This is a genomic window from Pseudomonas sp. TZ252 (assembly GCF_056110345.1).
Genome location: NZ_CM148566.1, coordinates 4,869,802 through 4,885,388 on the forward strand (window position 1 = coordinate 4,869,802; position 15,587 = coordinate 4,885,388).

Here is a 15,587-nt window from a genome sequence, read left to right on the forward strand (position 1 = left end):
GCCTGCTCAACCGTCGTAGCTCCGGCAGCCCCAGCGGAACGCCTGCGCCGCCGCCTCGATCCCGCGGCCGATCACCAGGCGCGGCGGGCTTTCGTCGAGGCCGGGACGCGGCGGCAACGGACGGCTGTAGAGCACCTCCAGCTCGCCGAAACCATCCAGCGCGGCGCGTTCCGCCGGGTGCGGCGTCGCGCCCTGGCGCCGGGCGAAGTCTTCGAGGTCGCCCTCGGCGTAGGCCATCACCAGCACGCCGCTGTCGCCGCGTACCCGCACCGCGTTCACCAGGCTGCCGTCGATGCGCAGCGGGGTGGCGAAGCGGTAGAGCAGGTCGAGGGTCTCGCCGGGCGCGCGATCCAGCACTTCGACACCCTCGGCGCGCAGGCGCTCGGCGGTTGCGCGGTCGCGGCCGTCGGGGAAGTCGACGCGGCAGTGCAGGGCGTCGGCGAACAGCGCGGTCAGGTTCGGTGCTGGCGGGGCAGGGGACGTGCAGGCGGCCGGCAGGAGAAGCGCCAGGCCGGCGGCGAGACGGAGCAGGTAGGGGCGGGTCATGTAGCCTTCCGTTGGCGGACAGTGCGGTGGGAGAAATTGCCAGCAGAGGCTTCCGCGATACTGGCGGCCTGCGCTCAGAGCAGTACGGGCAGCGCGTCTTCGCCCAGCCCCGCTTCCCTCAATCGAGCCCTGGCCCTGGCGGTCGCGCGCACGGCGTCTAGGTCGCAGCCGCGAGGAACATAGACCGGATCGAAGCCTTCGAGCACCAGGTAGGTGGAGGCCTGGCCGCGGGCATTCAGGTAGGCGTTGAAAGCCTGGTCGGCCGGGCGCAGAAAGACATCGCACCAGTACGGCAAGCGCTGCGCGAAGAGCGCCTTGGCGATCTCCAGGTGCTCTTCGAACAGTTCGTCCATGCTGCCTCCCTTCTCCTGCTGGAACAACGTCACTCTTCGCTGCGTCCGTCGCCTTCGCGATCCCTTTCATAGTGCCGTGCCAGCGGAAACGCCGGCAACCAGCCCTCGCGGCGGACGGTCCAGAGTTCGTAGGTGGGCTGGAACCGGTCGGGAGCGTCGAGGGCGCCGAGGCTGACCTCGATCTCGTCGGCGCTGCGCGAGAATACCGAGGAGCCGCACTGCGGACAGAAGAAACGCCCGGCATAGTCGCGGGTCTCGCCTTCTATGCTCACCGCCTCCTCGGGAAAGATCGCCGAAGCGTGGAATAGCGCGCCGTGGTGCTTGCGGCAGTCGAGGCAGTGGCAGAGCCCGACCCGGTAGGGGCGGCCGCTCGCCACCAGGCGGACCTTGCCGCAGAGGCAGCCGCCGGTGAATCGATCCATTTCGTGACTCCTTTGCAAGGCGTTGGGGCGTTCAGCCCTTGAAGGCCTTCTCTATGGTGGCGATATCGATCCTGCCCATCGTCATCATCGCCTCGAAGGCGCGCCTGGCCGCCGCGCGGTCGGGGCTGGCGATGGCTTCGCTGAGTACGCGCGGGGTGATCTGCCAGGAGATGCCCCACTTGTCACGGCACCAGCCGCAGGCGCTTTCCTCGCCGCCATTGTCGACGATAGCGTTCCACAGGCGGTCGGTCTCGGCCTGGTCGTCGGTGGCGACCTGGAAGGAGAACGCTTCGCTGTGGCGGAAGGCCGGGCCGCCGTTGAGCCCGAGGCAGGGAATGCCCATCACCCGGAACTCCACCGTCAGTACGTCGCCCTCCTTGCCGGAAGGGTAATCGCCGGGCGCGCTATGGACAGCCAGCACGGCGCTGTCGGGAAACGTCTCGGCGTAGAAGGTTGCGGCCTCCAGGGCGGCGTTGTCGTACCAGAGGCAGATGGTGTTCTTGCTGTTCATGGCGAGGTCTCCACGGGCGGGGTCGACCCCGCCAGTCTAGTCGGCTGGCGTGCGGCGACCTGGGCAGGCGCCGAACGGGAGGTCGCGCCGCGAGTGCCGATCTGCGCTACCCTATGCCGCGTTTCGCCCAGCCTCGCCGGGCTTTCCGGGCAGCGCCTCGGCGGCGCGCCCTCGACCATGCAAGGACAACCCATGGAAGCGGTCTCCGTCTCGCAGCATCTGGCTGCTCTGTTCGAATCCCACCGGATCGAGTGCGTCGTGCACGGCGAATGGGTGGCGCCAGCCGGGCGGCTACCGGCGATCCGCGCCACCTGGTATGCGGGGGAAAAGACCGGACGGCTGGACGTCGATGTGCTGCTGGAGGACGAGCGCCAGTTGCAGGAAGCCTTCGCCGGCATCGGCAGCGCCGAGGACGGCTTGCAGGACGCGTTGCGTAACTTCGCCTCCAACTCTTTCCACGTGCTGCTTTCCGCGCTCTGGGGCCAGGCCGAGGAGGACCAGGTGATGGTGGAGACCTGGGAGATCGGCGAGCGGCGTTTCGAGGTGCATATCGGCAACCTCGGCCTGCGCGGCGCCGAAGGCAAGGCGCCGCCGCTGCCGGCCGGGCTGTTCCCGAGCATCGAGCGGGCGATCCGCGCCGAGCCGCTGGACGCGCGCCTGCACTGGTTCCGGCATTTCTTCTGTGCCTTCGGCAACCAGCGCACGGTGGAAGCGCTGTTCGACAACCAGCCGTGGGAGGCCGGCATGCAGAACCTGGCCGCTCTCGACTGGCAGGATTCGCAGGGTTACTACAGCGTGCGCAACTTCCTCATGCTCAAGCCGCTGGCGTAGGCCGCCGCGTCGCCCTTCGACGAGTTCGACCCCTACCACACGACCAGCACTGCGACGATCCTGCGGCCCCTGGCCGACGGGACGATGCAGAATCGTTCTTCATCGGCAAGCGGCGCCATGACTTCCAGATGAGGCGCGCGCAGGACTGACACGCCGCGTTCAGCCGAGCAGGGCGGCCACCTGCTCGGCCGTGGCCTTGGCCGACTGCGGGTTCTGCCCGGTGACCAGGCGGCCGTCGACCACCACCTTGCTGGTGAACGGCAGCAGGCTTCTTTCGTAGAGCGCGCCGCGTCGTTTCATTTCTTCCTCGACGTTGTACGGCACCTTGCGGGCGACCCCGGCGAGCACTTCCTCGATCCAGGAGTAGCCGGTGAGGCGGCGCCCGGCGACCAGCAGGCGGCCATCGTCCAGGCGTGTGTTGAGCAGGCCGCAATAGCCGTGGCAGACCGACGAGACGATGCCGCCGCGCTGGTAGATCTCGCGGGTCAGGTGCTGCAGCCCGGCGTCGTCGGGGAAGTCCCACATCACGCCGTGGCCGCCGGTGAAATAGATGGCGTCGAACGCCTCCGCGTCGACCTGCTCGGGAGCGGCGGTGTCGGCCAGCAGCGCCAGGCGCGTCTCGTCGGCCAGCCAGGCCTTGGCGCTGGCGTCGGCGTGGGGCCAGCCGAGGGCGCGCGGCTCCAGCGGCGACTCGCCGCCGCGGGGGCTGACCAGGCGTTGCTGGTAGCCCCGAGCGGCGAAGATCTCGTAGGCATGGGTCAACTCCGACAGCCACAGCCCGGTGGGCTGGGTCGGATCGGCATAGTGGGCGACGTTGGTGACGACGTGCAGGATGCGCTTGGTCATTGCGTTGACCTTCCTCGGTGAGTGATCCCGTCGGCAGCCGGTTTCGGCAGGCTGTCCGGGTGGGTTGGCGTCACTCTAAGATTCAAGTCGACTTCAAGGTCAAGCGTCGGAAAGCCGCTGCTCCGCCGGCGTGGGAGAGGACGCCCGCGAGCGGGTTTGCCGTGGACGCCCGACCGTCTGTGGAGGGCCTTCCTCGCGCAGGCGCTCCAGCACGCGCTGGGTGTTTTCCGTGCACTGCAGACCGTCCGGCTTGTTCTCGATGCTTTCGATGGCCACCAGCAATTGTGCCTTGTTCTGTTCCAGGCGTCGTTGCAGGGCCTCGATCTCGGCCACCTTGCGACGCAAGCCTTCGAGCAGCTCGCCGTGCTGCCAGGCGCCGTCGCCGCTCGGCAGCAGGCGAGCGATCTCCTCCAGGGAGAAGCCGGCGCCCTGGGCGCCGGTGACCAGCTCCAGGATCCACACGGTGTCTGCCGCATAGTCGCGGTAGCCGTTGGCCTTGCGCTGCGAGCGGATCAGGCCGCTGGCCTCGTAGAAGCGGATGCGCGATGTCGCCAGGCCGGTGAGCTTGGCCAGTTCGCCGATTTTCATGTCGCACCTCGAAACGCGTTGACCTTCAAGCCTACTTCAAGTCTAGGGTGGTTTCACGGCCGGGCGACGAACTCGCCTCCATCGACGGGTTCGCCAGGCCGCATGGGCGCTACCGCCGGTCGCGTTTTCCTCGTCCAGGCGGCGCAACGCAGGCGGCTTTCTACTCTACACAGGGGACGGCGGCCGCAGGGTGGCGCCGTTGCCTGCATCCACACCGATCGGGAGAAGCGACATGGGTTACGTGACAACGAAGGATGGCGTCGAACTCTTCTACAAGGACTGGGGGCCGCGCGACGCCCAGGTGATCTACTTCCATCATGGCTGGCCACTGAGTTCCGACGACTGGGATGCGCAGATGCTGTTCTTCCTCGCCGAGGGCTTTCGCGTAGTGGCCCACGATCGCCGTGGCCACGGTCGCTCCAGCCAGGTCTGGGACGGCCATGACATGGACCACTACGCCGACGACGTGGCGGCGGTGGTTGAGCGCCTCGGGGTGCGCGGGGCGATCCATGTCGGCCATTCCACCGGCGGCGGCGAGGTCGTCCACTACATCGCCCGCTATCCCGACGACCCGGTGCCGAAGGCGGCGATCATCAGCGCGGTACCGCCGCTGATGGTGAAGACCGAGGGCAATCCGGGCGGCCTGCCGAAGAGCGTCTTCGACGATCTCCAGGCGCAGCTCGCGGCCAATCGCGCGCAGTTCTACCAGGACATTCCCGCCGGCCCGTTCTATGGCTACAACCGTCCCGGGGCGCAGCCCTCGGAAGGGATCGTCCGCAACTGGTGGCGGCAGGGCATGATGGGCGGCGCCAAGGCCCACTACGATGGGATCGTGGCCTTTTCCCAGACCGACTTCAGCGATGACCTGAAGCGCATCGACATCCCGGTGCTGGTGATGCATGGCGACGACGACCAGATCGTGCCCTACGAGAATTCCGGCGTACTCTCGGCGAAGCTGCTGCGCAACGGCACGCTGAAGATCTATCCGGGGTTCCCGCACGGCATGCCGACCACCCAGGCCGAGGTGATCAACGCCGACCTGCTGGCCTTCATCCGCGGCTGAGCGCGCCGGGTGCCGGGGCGCGCTCCCGGCACCCGGTCGGGGCCCGGGCGGCGCGGCAAAAAAAGCGTTGACCTTGAAGTCGACTTCAATCTTATCGTCGGGCCACTGTCCTCATGAGGTAGGCCCATGAACCTGTTCGACACGCTGACGCTTCCCAACGGCTCGACCATTCCCAATCGCCTCGCCAAGGCCGCCATGGAGGAGAACATGGCCGATGCCGCGCAGGCCCCCTCCGAACGCCTGATGCGCCTCTACCAGGCCTGGGCCGACGGCGGCGCCGGGCTGCTGATCAGCGGTAACGTGATGGTCGACAGCCGTGCCATGACCGGCCCCGGCGGGGTGGTCCTGGAAAACGACGCGCAACTGGAGAAATTCCGCCGCTGGGCGCGCATCGGGCGTTCCGCCGGCGCGCAGTTCTGGTTGCAGATCAACCATCCCGGCCGGCAGATGCAGGCCAATCTCGGCCAGCAGGCCTGGGCACCCTCGGCGGTGCCGCTGGAACTGGGCGGGATGTCCAGGCACTTCGCTACGCCGAAGGCGATGGACGAGGCGATGATCGCCGAGGTGATCCAGCGGTTCGCCCGCAGCGCCGGCCTGGCCGAGCGGGCCGGCTTCAGCGGGGTGGAGATCCATGCCGCCCACGGTTACCTGCTCAGCCAGTTCCTCTCGCCGCTGAGCAACCGCCGCAGCGACGCCTGGGGCGGCTCCCTGGAGAATCGCGCGCGCCTGCTGCTGGAGATCGTCCGGGCGGTGCGCGCCGAGGTTGCCCCTGGCTTCGCGGTGGCGGTGAAGCTGAATTCCGCCGATTTCCAGCGCGGCGGCTTCAGCGCCGACGATGCCCGCGAGGTGGTACGGATGCTCGATGGCCTGGGCGTCGACCTGGTCGAGCTGTCGGGCGGCAGCTACGAGGCGCCGGCCATGCAGGGCGAAGCACGCGACGGGCGGACCCTGGCCCGCGAGGCCTACTTCGTCGAGTTCGCCCGCGACATCCGCGCGGCGGCGCGGATGCCGGTAATGGTCACGGGCGGCATCCGCCGGCGGCCGGTGGCCGAGCAGGTGCTGGCCAGCGGGGTGGACATGGTCGGCATCGGCACGGCGCTGGCGATCGAGCCGAACCTGCCGCGCGACTGGCGCGCCGGCAAGGACTCGGCGCCGCAGTTGCGGCCGATAACCTGGAGGAACAAACCCCTGGCCTCGCTGGCGAACATGGCCGCGGTGAAGTTCCAGTTGCGCAAGCTGAGCCGGGGCAGGGCGACCAACCCACGGGTGTCGCCGCTGTGCGCGTTGCTCGCGCAGCAGGCCGGCGCGCTCCTGCAGACCCGCCGTTACCGGCGGCTCATGCGTTCGCGCGCCGAAGCCTGAGCACCGTCAGCGCCTCAGGCGCCGTTGCGGTCGAGTTCGGCCAGCTTGCCCGGCAGGCCGAACCAGGCGTCGTGGTCGTCGGGCGCCGGCTTCTTGCGGGTGATCTGCGTCCAGTTGGGATGCGCGGCGAGTTCGCCGTTGAGGGCGATGAACTGCCGTTGCCCGAGCGGCACCTCGTCCTCGGCGCGAATCGCGGCGACCGGGCATTCCGGCTCGCAGAGCGCGCAGTCGATGCATTCATCGGGGTGGATGACGAGGAAGTTGGGGCCTTCGTAGAAGCAGTCCACGGGACAGACTTCCACGCAGTCGGTGTGTTTGCAGCGGATGCATTCTTCCAGCACGACGAAGGTCATGATCGTCCTCCCTGGCTCAGGCGTTCGTAGCGGCGGGCGTCGCCAGCCGTTCCAGGCGCGCCGGCACGTACTTGTGCCAGGGCGTGCCGGCGAGGAAGTCGCGCTGGGTGCAGTCGGTCACCTCGTTGGGCGCCACGCCCCGGCGCACCACCTCGCCCTCGGCGTTGCGGTAGTCCAGGCCCTGGCCGTTGGGCAGGGAGATATTGCCCGGCTGCATCATGTCGCTGATCTCCACTTCCGCCTCGACCTCGCCGCGGCGGGTCACCACGCGCAGCACCTCGCCGTCGGCGCAGCCCAGCGCCTCGGCGTCCTGCGGGCTGATGCGCAGGGTGCCGTAGCGCCCGCGGCGGTGCCAGCCGGTGTCGCGCACGGCGGTATTGCTGGTGTCGCTGCGCCGCTCGCCGGCGGCGAGGATGAACGGGTAGGCCGGATCGTGGGGTGGCGCGCTGTGGGCGAGCTTGGCCAGTTCCGGCAACAGTTCGGGGATGTGCAGGTTGATCCGCTGTTCGGGACGGGCGACGGCCTGCCAGCTTTCGGCGTAGGTGGTTTCGGCGAAGACCACCCCGGACGGGTTGTCGAGCATGGCCTGGAACAGGCGGTCGGCGGCCAGCGGCGGCAACCCGTCGAAGCCGGCGCGGGCAGCGGTCTTGCGGTTGTTCAGCACGTGCAGTTGGCAGATGCCCCAGATCGCCGCGGCCGCTTCCATGCCGGCGGGCAGGGTCGGGCCGAGGGTACGGTAGAGCAGGACCGGCGCGTATTTCATGACCTTGGGGCGGGTCGCCGCGGCGGCGAGGAAAGCCGCCGAGAATGCCTTGCGCCCGAGCTTCAGGGCCAGGCGCAACGGCCGGTAGTCTTTCTCGCCGAGCACGCCCATGGCTTCCAGCAGGCGGGCGTGGATCTCCGCTTCCGGCAGGGTGCCGGGGCGCGCCGGGAACAGCGGCGCGCGCAGGTGGAAGGCGTTGCGCGGGAATTCCAGGTTGAAGAAGGTCGCCTCGGCCTTTTCGAACTGGCTCGCCGCCGGCAGCACGTAGTCGGCGTGGCGCGCGGTCTCGGTCATGGCCACGTCGATCACCACCGACAACTCCAGGGCGCGCATGGCTTCGCGCATGCGCTGGCTATCGGCCAGCGAATGCAGCGGGTTGCCGGTCTCCACCAGCATGGCGCGATAGCGCTTGGGATGGTCGGTGAGGATTTCCTCTGGAATCACGTTGCAGGGAATCAGGCCGATGATGATCTTGGCATTGGCCACCGGGCTGCGCTTCTCGACGCGTGGCGCGCCCCTCTTGCCCATCGAGGTATCGCCCTTGCTCGCCTTGGACAGCGAGAGGAAGGGCACGAAGGCGTTGCTGGTGCCGGGGCGCCCGTAATGGCCGGTGAGCAACCAGACCAGGCGTTGCAGGTAGCTGCCGAGGGTCGAGTGCAGGTTCATCTGCATGCCCAGGTCTTCCAGCGCCGATACGCTGCTGGCGCTGGCGATCCGCCGGGCGGCGGCGCGCAGCTTGTCTTCCTCCACCCCGCAGGTCTCGGCGCAGTAGGCCACCGGGATGGCGTTCAGTTCGTCGACGATGTGCTCGTAGCCGCTGGTGTGTTCGGCCAGCCAGTCGCGCGCCAGCAGCCCGTCCTGGACGATGATCCCGACCAGCGCCGCCAGGCACCAGGCGTCGGTGCCCGGACGGATCTGCAGGTGGAAGTCGGCCAGGGCGGCGGTTTCGCTCAGGCGCGGATCGATCACGATGATCGAGCGTGCGGGGTCCTTGGCCATGGCGTTGAGCAGCACGCGGGCGCGGGCGAAACCATGGGATTGCCAGGGATTCTTGCCGATCAGGATGGCCACCTCGCAATGCTCGAAGTCGCCGTGCACGCCGGTACCGAACATCTTGCCCTGGACCCAGAACTCGCCGGTCTTTTCCTGGGCCAGGGCGTTGGAGCGGTACTTCACCCCGAGGGCCTTCAGCGTGCTGTCGCCGTAGGCGCCGCCGAGGTGGTTGCCCTGCGCGCCGCCGCCGTAGTAGAGGATGCTTTCGCCGCCATGCCTGCGCTTGATGGCGAGGAATTTCTCCGCCACCTCGCGGATCGCCGTGTCCCAGTCGATGGCTTCGTAGCTGCCGTCGGTGCGCCGGCGCATCGGCGTGTCCAGGCGGTCGGCGCCGTTCTGGTAGTAGTCCATGCGCTGCGATTTCTCGCAGACGTAGCCCTGCGAGGCGGGGTGGTCGTCATCGCCGCGGATCTTGCTGATGCGGCCATTCTCGGTCTGCACTTCCAGCCCGCAGTTGAGGCTGCAGAGGATACAGGCGGTCTTCTTCCATTGCGGGGACGGCGTAGTCACGGTGTGTTCCTCGTTGTTGTCGTTGCCGGCGCAACCTGGGGCGCACCCCAGCCGTGCGGGCTTCGTTCTTTCGGGACTGCCTGACGCTGTGCTGCAAGGACGACGCGCGGGCGGCACACGGAACCCCGTCGTATCGGCCTTTCCCTCTCATGCTCGACGCTTCTACAGTTCCGAATCGGAACTTATTACGCGGGCGCTGACATGGGACCCGTCCGTAGTGCTGGTTTGTCCGATCCTGGCAGGAGCGCGCCGGGTCCATGACCTTTTCGGCCGGATACTAAGTTCCAATTTGGAACTGGTCAAGCTCCGAAGCGGCCCCCTAGAATGGACGGAGGTTTTTCCGGGAGAACCCCATGAAATGGCAAGAAGTCGGCGAAACGCCCTGTTCGATGGCGCGCAGCCTGGCGATCCTCGGCGACCGCTGGACGCTGCTGATCCTGCGCAACTGCTTTCTCGGCATGCGCCGCTTCGATGAGTTCCAGGCCAGCCTCGGGGTCACCCGCCAGGTACTGGCCGACCGCCTGAGCCGGCTGGTGGAGGCGGGCGCGCTGAAGAAGGTGCCTTACCAGGAGCGACCGCCGCGCTACGAGTACCGCCTCACCGAGATGGGCCACGACCTGCATCCGGTGCTGCTGGCCCTGGCCAACTGGGGCGACCGCTGGCTCGACGAGGGCCGCGGCGCTCCGGTGGAGTATGTGCACAAGGCCTGTGGCCACAAGTTCCGGCCGACCATGGTCTGCCCGGAGTGCGGCGAGCCGGTGGGGTCGCGCGATGTGACGGCGGTGCCGGGGCCGGGGTTCGCGGCGATGGCTGGCAAGCTCGCGCAGAACTGAATCCGCGCGCGCTCTGCCAAGGGCGGGCCGCGACCCGCTCGGTTCGCTCAGCCGGCCTTGCGGAAGACGAACATCAGCCCCACCACGATCAGCCCCATGCCCAGCAGGCTGAGCCAGCCGAGGCGGTTGCCGAAGACCATGAAGTCCATGATCGCGGTCACCGCCGGCACCAGGTAGAACAGGCTGGTGACGTTGACCAGGTTGCCCTGGGCGATCAGCCGGTAGAGCAGCAGGGTCGCGCCCACCGAGACCACGACGCCCATCCATAGCGCGGGGACCAGGAAGCCGGCGTTCCATTCGAACTCGAACGGCTGGAAGGGCACGAACGCCAGGCACAGGCCGAGGCCGGCGAGGTACTGCAGGGGCAGGGTGCCCAGCGGGTTCTCGCGGATGCCCTTCTGCATGATCGAGCCGCCGGTGACGCCGGCCAGCGCCAGCAGTGCGCAGAGGATGCCGGCCGTGGACATCCCGGCCAGGCCGATGCCCTGGTAGACCACCAGCACCAGGCCGGCCAGGCCCAGCAGCAGGCCGAACAGGCGCGCCGGCGACTGCCGGCGTTCGAGGATGACGGCGGTGAGGATCGGTTGCACGCCGAGGATGGTCGCCATCATGCCGGGAGTGACCTGCAGCTTCAGCGAGAAGATATAGAAGATCGGATAGACCCCCAGCATCACCAGGCCGGTGAGCAGGGCCTTGCCGCGCTCACGCGCGCTGCGCGGCGTGCGCAGCCTGAGCAGCGGGGCGAGCGGCAGCAGGCAGGCGAGGGCGATGCCGAAGCGGAACACCAGGAAGGCGAACGGCGAGGAATGCGCCAGGCCCCATTTCGAGGCGATGGCCCCGCTGCTCCAGAGCAGGACGAAGAGGCTGGTGCTGGCCAGGCCGGCCAGTGCGGATTTGTTCAGTGCAAACATGGATCTGCCACCTTGTAGTCGGGCATGCCGCGGGCTCGGGCCGGCGGCGGACGGCACGCTTCGGCAGCGGATGGCGCTGCTTGCGGCGGGCTGTGGAAGGGCGTTGGGGCGCTACCGCGCTCGTCAGGGACTGACGCCCGGCGGCGGGCAGGCGGCCGAACCGGGAGGGGGAGGCGGCGGCGAGGCGACTACAGGAGGGGAAACGCAGCCCAGGCTGGCGCACGGCTGGAGCGCGCCGACCTCGCCGGTGGCTACCGGAAGGGCGGGGAGCGAGCTGTGCGAGCGCTGGTTCATGGAGGCTATCCGGTGGATGAAGACAACGAGAGGGACTATAGCGGGCCGTCCGGGATTTGACGAGCCTGTGGGCGAGCCTTGCGCTAAAACGCCAGCCCGGCGACAAACCGGGCCGGCGCCGGGCTTCACTTGCCGGTCTTCACCGTGTTCCAGGTGCGCGTGCGCACGCGGTCGATCTTCTGCGGCATGGACTCGAGGGCGAACAGCTTGGCCATCTTCTCCTGCGGCGGGTAGATCGCCGGGTCGGCCTTGATCTCGGCGTCCACCAGCGGGTCGGCGGCCAGGTTGCCGTTGGCGTAGTGCACATGGTTGCTGATCGCGGCCATCACCTCGGGACGCAGCAGGTAGTTCATGAAGGCGTAGCCGGCCTTCTCGTCGGGCGCGTCGACCGGCATCGAGACCATGTCGAACCACAGCGGCGAGCCTTCCTTCGGCGTCGAGTAGCGCACTTCCACGCCGTTGTTGGCCTCCTTGGCGCGGGTCGCGGCCTGCAGGATGTCGCCGGAGAAACCGACCACCATGCAGATCTCGCCGTTGGCCAGGTCGCTGACGTACTTCGAGGAGTGGAAGTAGCGGATGTACGGGCGCACCTTCAGCAGCGCCGCCTGGGCCTGCTTGTAGTCGTCGGCCTTCTGGCTGTGGTGTGGCAGGCCGAGGTAGTTGAGGGTGATGGGCAGCAGCTCGGGGCCGTTGTCCAGCACCGCCACCCCGCACTTGCTCAGTTTCTGCATGTATTCGGGCTTGAAGAAGATATCCCAGGAGTCCAGCGGCGCGTCGTCGCCGAGCACCGCCTTGATCTTCGCCGGGTTGTAGCCGATGCCGGTGGTGCCCCAGAGGTAGGGGAAGCCGTACTGGTTGCCCGGATCGTTGACCTCCAGGGCCTTGAGCAGCACCGGGTTGAGGTTCTTCCAGTTGGGCAACCGGGACTTGTCCAGCTTCTTCAGGGCGCCGGCCTGGATCTGCTTGGCCATGAAGTGGTTCGACGGGAATACCACGTCGTAGCCGGATTGGCCGGTCATCAGCTTGCCGTCGAGGGTCTCGTTGCTGTCGTAGACGTCGTAGGTGGCCTGGATGCCGGTTTCCTTGGCGAAGTTCGCCACGGTTTCGGGAGCGATGTATTCGGACCAGTTGTAGATCTTCAGGTTGTCCGCGGCGAGGGTTGCGCCGCTGCCGCAAGCGAGGGCGAGGAGGGTGAGGGAAGCGATGCGGGTCTTCATTGTTGTAGGTGTCCTGTCGGCTGACGACAGCGTCGGCGACGGACTGGTTCGCCGCCGGCGCTCAGGGGGCGCCGGCAACGCTGGCCGGCACCCGGGTTTTATCCCGCGTTGCCGGAAGCGAGGAAAGGGGCGGCTTTTACCTGCGGGCCCGCAGACAGGCGCCGGCACCGCAGCGGGGCGTCGCTCCGCCCGCCTGCCTCAACTCAGGGCGACCTTGACCCCGAGGGCGATCAGCAGGCTGCCGAGCAGCTTGTCCACCACCCCCTGGGCCCTGGCCAGGCCGCGGCGCACCACCGCGCTCTGGATCAGCACCACCAGCAGCGGCCACCAGAGTGCGGCGAGGCCGACGATGATGCCGGCGTACCAGAGCTTCTCGGCGAAGCTGGAGTCCAGGCTCAGCACCTGGGTGAACACGGCGAGGAAGAACAGCGTGGCCTTGGGGTTGAGCAGGTTGCACAGGTAGCCCTGGAGGAACGCGCTCCAGTGGCCGACGCGCTGCACGCCGCCGACCGCCAGGTCGAGCGTGCCGCCGCCGCGCGAGCGCAGGGCCTGGATGCCGATCCAGATCAGGTAGACCGCGCCGGTGTACTTCAGCGCGTTGAACAGCCACGGCGTGGTGGTGATCAGCACCGCCAGGCCGGCGACGCAGTAGGCCATGTGGGTGGCCACGCCGAGGATCACCCCCAGCGAGGTCATCATCGCCGCCGAGCGCTGGTAGCGCGCCGCGTTGCGGATGATCAGGAAGAAGTCCGGGCCGGGCGAGAGCATGCCCAGGGTGGCGAGGGTGGCTACGAAGAGCGAGGTTTCCAGCATGATTCGATACGCCTGGCGCAAGGCGGCGCCGGTTCGCTGCGGCGCCGCGGGTCGGTGGTTACTGGGTCAGTTCCTGTTCGCTGAACAGGCCGTCGAAGAGCATGCTCGAAAGATAGCGCTCGCCGGAATCGGGGAGGATCACCACGATGGTCTTGCCCTGCATGTTCGGCTCCTCGGCCAGGCGCACCGCGGCGGCCATCGCCGCGCCGGAGGAGATGCCGCAGAGGATGCCTTCTTCCTGCATCAGGCGCAGCGCCATGTTCTTCGCTTCGTCGTCGCCGATCTTCTCGACCCGGTCGACCAGCGACAGGTCGAGGTTCTTCGGCACGAAGCCGGCGCCGATGCCCTGGATCTTGTGCGGGGCGGGCTTGACCTCCTCGCCGGCGAGGGTCTGGCTGATCACCGGCGAGGTCACCGGCTCCACCGCCACGGCGAGGATCGGCTTGCCCCGGGTGTTCTTGATGTAGCGCGAGACGCCGGTGAGGGTGCCGCCGGTGCCGACCCCGGAAACCAGCACGTCCACCGCGCCCTCGGTATCGTTCCAGATCTCCGGGCCGGTGGTCTTCTCATGGATCGCCGGGTTGGCCGGGTTGTCGAACTGCTGCGGCATGAAGTACTTCCCGGGATCCCCCGCGACCAGTTCCTCGGCCTTCTGGATCGCACCCTTCATGCCCTTCGCCGGTTCGGTCAGGACCAGCTCCGCGCCCAGCGCCTTGAGCACCTTGCGTCGCTCCAGGCTCATCGACGCCGGCATGGTCAGGATCAGTTTGTAGCCGCGTGCGGCGGCGACGAAGGCGAGGCCGATGCCGGTGTTGCCGGAGGTCGGCTCGACCAGGGTCATGCCGGACTTCAGTCTGCCGCTGGCTTCGGCATCCCAGATCATGTTCGCGCCGATCCGGCACTTCACCGAATAGCCGGGGTTGCGCCCTTCGATCTTGGCCAGGATGGTGACGCCGCGCGGGGCGATGCGGTTGATCTGGACCAGCGGCGTGTTGCCGATGGACTGCGCGTTGTCTGCGAAGATGCGGCTCATGATGGTGTCCTTGTCGCATGGAGAAAGATCAATCAGCCTATTCCGCCCCCGCCCGCGCGTCCAGACGCGTTCGAACCAGCGGCGCGCCGCGCGTGTCCACTGTCCAGGAGGGCCGTACCGATGAAGAAACGCTATGCCATTCCCCTGGGCAGCCTGGCGGCGCTGCTTCTGTTGTTGCTGGCGCTGCACCTGGCGCTGCCGTACCTGGTGCGCGACTACCTGAACGGCAAGCTGGCCGACATGGGCGACTACCGTGGGCACATCGCCGACGTCGACCTGGCGCTCTGGCGCGGCGCGTATCGGATCGACGGGCTGAGCATCGTCAAGGACAACGGCAAGGTGCCGGTGCCGTTCCTCGACGCGCCGAGCATCGACCTGTCGGTGAGCTGGCAGGCGCTCTGGGATGATCACGCAGTAGTGGCGCGGGTGGTCTTCGAGCGTCCGCAGCTCAACTTCGTCGATGCTGGCGGCGACCGCGACGCCTCGCAGACCGGTGCCGGCACCGACTGGCGCGAGCAACTGGACAAGCTGCTGCCGATCACCCTCAACGAGGTGCGGGTGGTGGACGGCACCCTGCGTTTCCGCAACTTCACTTCGAAGCCGCCGGTGAACCTGCACGCCTCGGCGCTCAACGCCAGCATCTATAACCTGACCAACGTGGCCGACGCCCGGGGCGAGCGGCCGGCGCGTCTCGAAGGCACGGCGCGGATACTCGGCCAGGCGCCGCTGGAAGTGGCGGCGCATTTCGACCCGCTGAGCGACTTCGAGGACTTCGACCTGCGCCTGCGGGTCACCCGCGTCGAGCTGAAGCGGCTCAACGACTTCGCCAGCGCCTATGGCAAGTTCGACTTCAATGCCGGCACCGGCGACCTGGTGCTGGAGGCCCAGGCTAAGCGCGGCCAGTTGGATGGCTACATCAAGCCGCTGCTGCGCGACGTGGACGTGTTCAACTGGCGGCAGGACGTGGAGGATGGCGACAAGAACCTGTTCCGCTCGGTGTGGGAGGCGCTGGTCGGCGGTGGCGAGACGGTGCTGAAGAACCAGCGCAAAGACCAGTTCGCAACCCGTGTGAGCCTGAGCGGTAATATCCACCAGCGGGACGTCAGCGCGTTCCAAGCGTTCCTCGGGATTCTCCGCAACGCGTTCGTCGAGGCGTTCAACGCTCGTTTCGAGCGTTCCCCGGCGACGCGCGACGACGACGGCTGAAGACGCGGGCGGAACGGCGGGTCGCGAGGTGGCCGGGCATTCAGTGACTGAATGACCCGTCTGCGTTCACAGTGCGCTT

At 67.9% G+C, this 15,587-nt stretch carries 17 protein-coding genes; 5 read left to right on the plus strand and 12 right to left on the minus strand.

Annotation, left to right across the window (positions count from 1 at the left end):
• Nucleotides 1–6: 6 nt before the first annotated feature.
• From ACYAF3_RS22745 to ACYAF3_RS22760, 4 genes are all read right to left on the minus strand, one after another.
• Nucleotides 7–546 carry a hypothetical protein gene (locus ACYAF3_RS22745; RefSeq protein WP_003114394.1) on the minus strand — a complete coding sequence of 180 codons (540 nt, stop codon included), beginning with the start codon at nucleotides 544–546 and terminating at the stop codon, nucleotides 7–9.
• A gap of 74 nt (nucleotides 547–620) precedes the next feature.
• A complete protein-coding gene (locus tag ACYAF3_RS22750; protein WP_003114393.1) occupies nucleotides 621–899 on the minus strand; it encodes a hypothetical protein in 279 nt (92 codons plus the stop codon).
• Nucleotides 900–928: 29 nt separating this feature from the next.
• Nucleotides 929–1,321 carry a GFA family protein gene (locus ACYAF3_RS22755; RefSeq protein ID WP_003114392.1) on the minus strand — a complete coding sequence of 131 codons (393 nt, stop codon included), beginning with the start codon at nucleotides 1,319–1,321 and terminating at the stop codon, nucleotides 929–931.
• Nucleotides 1,322–1,352: 31 nt separating this feature from the next.
• A complete protein-coding gene (locus tag ACYAF3_RS22760; protein ID WP_003099064.1) occupies nucleotides 1,353–1,832 on the minus strand; it encodes a VOC family protein in 480 nt (159 codons plus the stop codon).
• Nucleotides 1,833–2,024: 192 nt separating this feature from the next.
• On the opposite strand from ACYAF3_RS22760, the gene ACYAF3_RS22765 reads away from it, so the two are divergent.
• Entirely contained in the window at nucleotides 2,025–2,663 is a 639-nt protein-coding gene (locus tag ACYAF3_RS22765) for a DUF6348 family protein (protein WP_014602771.1), read from the plus strand.
• Between the two features lie 159 nt (nucleotides 2,664–2,822).
• On the opposite strand, the gene ACYAF3_RS22770 is transcribed toward ACYAF3_RS22765, so the two are convergent.
• Both ACYAF3_RS22770 and ACYAF3_RS22775 read right to left on the minus strand, forming a co-directional pair.
• A complete protein-coding gene (locus tag ACYAF3_RS22770; RefSeq protein WP_003114389.1) occupies nucleotides 2,823–3,509 on the minus strand; it encodes a type 1 glutamine amidotransferase domain-containing protein in 687 nt (228 codons plus the stop codon).
• A gap of 99 nt (nucleotides 3,510–3,608) precedes the next feature.
• Nucleotides 3,609–4,097: a MerR family transcriptional regulator gene (locus ACYAF3_RS22775; RefSeq protein ID WP_003116691.1), complete on the minus strand. Its 489-nt coding sequence runs from the start codon at nucleotides 4,095–4,097 to the stop codon at nucleotides 3,609–3,611.
• A 232-nt stretch (nucleotides 4,098–4,329) separates the two neighbouring features.
• On the opposite strand from ACYAF3_RS22775, the gene ACYAF3_RS22780 reads away from it, so the two are divergent.
• Together ACYAF3_RS22780 and ACYAF3_RS22785 are read left to right on the plus strand one after the other, a co-directional pair.
• Complete coding sequence (locus ACYAF3_RS22780) at nucleotides 4,330–5,160, plus strand: alpha/beta fold hydrolase (RefSeq protein WP_003116692.1); 831 nt, start codon at nucleotides 4,330–4,332, stop codon at nucleotides 5,158–5,160.
• 126 nt (nucleotides 5,161–5,286) lie between these two features.
• Nucleotides 5,287–6,522, plus strand: a complete 1,236-nt coding sequence (locus ACYAF3_RS22785; protein WP_003101540.1) for an NADH:flavin oxidoreductase/NADH oxidase family protein — start codon at nucleotides 5,287–5,289, stop codon at nucleotides 6,520–6,522.
• Nucleotides 6,523–6,536: 14 nt separating this feature from the next.
• Here ACYAF3_RS22785 and fdxA read toward each other — a convergent pair whose 3' ends face one another.
• Together fdxA and ACYAF3_RS22795 are read right to left on the minus strand one after the other, a co-directional pair.
• A complete protein-coding gene (gene fdxA, locus ACYAF3_RS22790) occupies nucleotides 6,537–6,875 on the minus strand; it encodes a ferredoxin FdxA (RefSeq protein ID WP_003090580.1) in 339 nt (112 codons plus the stop codon).
• Between the two features lie 16 nt (nucleotides 6,876–6,891).
• Nucleotides 6,892–9,201 (minus strand): molybdopterin oxidoreductase family protein, encoded by a 2,310-nt coding sequence (locus ACYAF3_RS22795; protein ID WP_016562028.1) that lies wholly within the window; start codon nucleotides 9,199–9,201, stop codon nucleotides 6,892–6,894.
• Between the two features lie 353 nt (nucleotides 9,202–9,554).
• Between ACYAF3_RS22795 and ACYAF3_RS22800 the strand changes: the two genes are divergently transcribed.
• Nucleotides 9,555–10,034: a winged helix-turn-helix transcriptional regulator gene (locus tag ACYAF3_RS22800; RefSeq protein ID WP_003090577.1), complete on the plus strand. Its 480-nt coding sequence runs from the start codon at nucleotides 9,555–9,557 to the stop codon at nucleotides 10,032–10,034.
• 47 nt (nucleotides 10,035–10,081) lie between these two features.
• On the opposite strand, the gene ACYAF3_RS22805 is transcribed toward ACYAF3_RS22800, so the two are convergent.
• From ACYAF3_RS22805 to cysK, 4 genes are all read right to left on the minus strand, one after another.
• Nucleotides 10,082–10,945: a DMT family transporter gene (locus ACYAF3_RS22805; RefSeq protein ID WP_003116695.1), complete on the minus strand. Its 864-nt coding sequence runs from the start codon at nucleotides 10,943–10,945 to the stop codon at nucleotides 10,082–10,084.
• 419 nt (nucleotides 10,946–11,364) lie between these two features.
• Complete coding sequence (locus ACYAF3_RS22810) at nucleotides 11,365–12,456, minus strand: polyamine ABC transporter substrate-binding protein (protein WP_003114385.1); 1,092 nt, start codon at nucleotides 12,454–12,456, stop codon at nucleotides 11,365–11,367.
• A gap of 198 nt (nucleotides 12,457–12,654) precedes the next feature.
• A complete protein-coding gene (locus ACYAF3_RS22815; RefSeq protein ID WP_128669711.1) occupies nucleotides 12,655–13,269 on the minus strand; it encodes a LysE family translocator in 615 nt (204 codons plus the stop codon).
• Nucleotides 13,270–13,327: 58 nt separating this feature from the next.
• Nucleotides 13,328–14,302: a cysteine synthase A gene (gene cysK, locus ACYAF3_RS22820; RefSeq protein WP_003090573.1), complete on the minus strand. Its 975-nt coding sequence runs from the start codon at nucleotides 14,300–14,302 to the stop codon at nucleotides 13,328–13,330.
• Between the two features lie 120 nt (nucleotides 14,303–14,422).
• Here cysK and ACYAF3_RS22825 point away from each other — a divergent pair, with 120 nt between their 5' ends.
• The gene (locus tag ACYAF3_RS22825; RefSeq protein WP_003090572.1) at nucleotides 14,423–15,508 is read left to right on the plus strand and encodes a DUF748 domain-containing protein; all 1,086 of its coding nucleotides are present in this window, start codon (nucleotides 14,423–14,425) and stop codon (nucleotides 15,506–15,508) included.
• Nucleotides 15,509–15,587 lie beyond the last annotated feature (79 nt).